A 3,226-nucleotide genomic window follows, 5' to 3' on the forward strand; every position below is an offset into this window, starting at 1 on the left:
GCCCGTCGGTGTCCCACAGCGCGGACTCGGCGGTGTTGCGGAAGCCTCCGCTCATTCCGGCGATCACCACCATCGGGAATTGCAGCCCCTTGGCGGCGTGCATGGTCATGATCCGCACCGCGTTGACGCCGATCTCCGGGAGCACCGCCTCGGTGACGCGGGCGTTCTCCTCCTGCTGGGTTGCCGCCCATGCCAGGTAGTCGCGCAGATCGCCACCGTCGGCGCTGTACCACGCGTGCGCCTGGTCGATCACGAACCGCAGCCGCCGCCACACGTCCCGGTGGCGCGGCGAATCCGTCGACACCTCGAACACCCGCCGCTCGGTTGCCAACCGGCTCAGAAGATTTCCCGGATTCATACCGGCGAGGTCGAGCCACACATTTTGCAGGTACATCAACGCCTCGGCGATCGGGGACTCCCGGAGACCCTCAGGGGTGTCTGCGTGCAGCAACCAACGCCCGCCTGCGGTCTTCCACCGCAGCAGGTCGTCGTCGCCGCAGCCGAACAGCGGTGTTCGCAACGCGGCGACCAGCGCCGCCTCGTCCGCCAGATTCGCTAACGCCCGCGCGGTGAGGAGGAGGTCGTGGATTTCCTGGGTAGAGTACACCAGCGAGGAGGCCTCCGCCCGGTACTCGATGCCGGCGTGGTCGAGTGCCTTCTCCAGGAACGGCAGGCACGTGCGGGCCGGGATGAGTATGCAGATATCGCTCAGGGTGATGGGCACGTGTTCGAACGCACCGTAGGCGCCGACCTCCTTGTGCCAGCCCTTCTCGAGGGCCGTGGCGATCACGCGGGCCACGTCGCGAGCTTCCGCCGCACGCAGCCCCGCAGCGAAGGGGGTGGCGTCCGGCTCGACTGTTGGGGTGGCGAACACGAACGGTGCCGGTCCCCACTCGTGGTCCCACCGAGGCCGTCCGGGCGCCGGGTTCAGCGGAATGTATTCGGGCTGAATGTGATGCTCCGGTGCGATCGCCCGGCCGAAGACGGTGTTCAGCCATTCGAGCACCGGCCGGGTGGAGCGGAAGTTGGTGGTCAGAAACACGACGTCATCGGGGTTCTGCGCGTCGCGGGCCGCCATGTAGGTGGCGATATCGGCGCGGCGGAATCGGTAGATGGACTGCTTCGGATCCCCCACGGTGAACAGCCGGCCCTCGGCCTCCGCGCCGGCGACGATGCGCCCGGCGATTTCGAGCTGCAGCGGATCGGTGTCCTGGAACTCGTCGAGCAGGATCCGCTGATACTTCTCGTGCAGAGTCTGCTGCACCGCGGGGTTGTCGAGTACGTTGCGGGCGTAGACCAGCAGGTCGTGGAATTCGAGCTCCCCGCGGCGTCGTCGTGTATTGGCCGCGTCGAGCACGGCACGGGTGATCTCGGCGACCACGATCGCCAGTGCCGCCGCCCAATACTGTTCACATTGGCCGACGGCGTCCGCGCCGAGGTCTCTGAGTTGTTGCCTTAGGTCGTTGACTCTTCCTGCGCCGCCGGTCCAGTTCTTTCCCGCGCCGCCCTGACCGACCGTCGGGCAGACCGACGCCACCGTCGCCCAGTCGTCGCTGTTCCGGGCAGCGGCGAGCCTCTCGCGCCACTCGCGGACCAGCTGTAGCCGCTGGGCGAACTTGTCGTCGGGGTCGGTGCAGTCATCGAGGCAGTCGAGCAGCAGATCGGCTTGGCGCAGCACTGCATCCACATCGGGGACGGGCATGCCGGGCACCTGCTCCGGGACGGCGAGCCGATCCCAGTGGCGGTCGAGTCGGTCGGCGAGATTACGGACCTGCTCGAGGGACGCGCCGGCGGTGACGATCACCTTCATCGCCTGCCCTGCCTCGCTGGCGGCATCGTCGGGGAACAGTGTGGAGCGCATCCGCTGCCATCTTCGCTCGAACGCCAACTGAGACCCCATCGCGTCGACGACCCGGATCCGCGGCGGCACCCCCGCCTCGACGGGATGCTCGGCCACGACCCGCGCTGCGAAGGCGTGCAGGGTTCCGATGGCGGCGGTGTCGACCTGCCCGAGCGCAATATCGCGTCGGTCCGATTCGGCGCTGTCGGAGAGCCGAACCCGCACGCGTTCACGCAGCTCCGCCGCGGCCTTCTCGGTGAAGGTGATCGCGGCGATGCGATCCAACTCCACGTCGTCGTGCAGAACGAGGTGGCAGATGCGGCTGACCAGCGAGTGCGTCTTGCCGCTGCCGGCGCCCGCCTCGACGAACAGACTCGACGTGGTGTCGCCTTCGATGCGGTCGCGTTGTCGCTGATCGACCAGCGTGTCTTCCACTTCGGTCATGTCGTTTCGTTCTCCGCCGTGTGGAGGGCTACGAACTCGGCCAGCTCCGGCACGTCGATCAGGGCCTGCCAGGATCGCTGCATGCCCTCCCGGCCGAGCAGTGTGGTCATGTCGTCGAACCGGCCGCCAGGTGTCGGTGGGAACCGGCCCGAAGTGATGGACCGGTACACGAATTCGAGGTCGGTGCGCAGCGTGGCGAGCACGTCGTCGGTGATTTCGTATCCGATCTCCTCGAACTTGCCCTTGGCGCTGGTGAACCAGTACCTCGCGTCGACCCGACCGCCCGGGGTGAGGGACCGTGCGAACAGCCCGTACACCGGTAACTGAAACCGGGTGCACCCGGCGGTGGGCGCGGTCGCGGACTGATCCCGGTACGGGTCGGTCTTGCCGGTCTTGTAGTCGGTGACCCGGATGCGGCCGTCCCAGTGGCGGTCGATGCGGTCCACCTTGCCCCGGAAGCGAACTTGCGCTGTTCCCACATCGAATGCCAGCGGGGGCCCATCCGTGTCACCGAAACCGGTTTCGGCGCCCACCGGCAGCCACCCCGCGGCGCGATCGGCCTGGTCATAATCGAACCACACCGCGAGATCTCGGCGGATGAGGGTGCGGTCGCGGTCCCACAGCTGCGGCAGCCAGCTCGGTGCGTCCGCGCTCGCCTTCGCCAGTACCTCGTCGGCGATCTGTAGCAGCCGCTCGAGGGTGCCCTCCGCCCCGGCGATCAGTTCTTCGACGTATCGTTCGAGCACCGTGTGTACCACAGTGCCACGACCGGGTGGGTCGATCTGGGTGACGTCGTCGGGATCCTCGAGCAGACGCACCCCCAACACCTGCTGCACGAAGAACACGTACGGGCTTGCGGCCCAGTCCTCGAGCCGGGTCGGCGCCACCGGGTCGTCGAACACCCGGATCAACTCGGCCGCGTCGGCGAGGTTGCCGTTGAAG

2 protein-coding genes are annotated in these 3,226 nt (G+C 67.7%); both read right to left on the reverse strand.

The window, feature by feature from the left end; translation table 11 throughout:
* On the reverse strand, positions 1–2,284 hold a 2,284-nt coding region (locus tag WAW17_RS04390; RefSeq protein WP_422331790.1), incomplete at its 3' end, for a UvrD-helicase domain-containing protein.
* Positions 2,281–3,226: RecB family exonuclease (locus WAW17_RS04395; protein WP_422331791.1), on the reverse strand; the 946-nt coding region annotated here is incomplete at its 5' end. The genes WAW17_RS04390 and WAW17_RS04395, both read right to left, overlap by 4 nt.

This window comes from Rhodococcus sp. (in: high G+C Gram-positive bacteria) (assembly GCF_049286785.1).
Lineage (GTDB): Bacteria > Actinomycetota > Actinomycetes > Mycobacteriales > Mycobacteriaceae > Rhodococcus_F.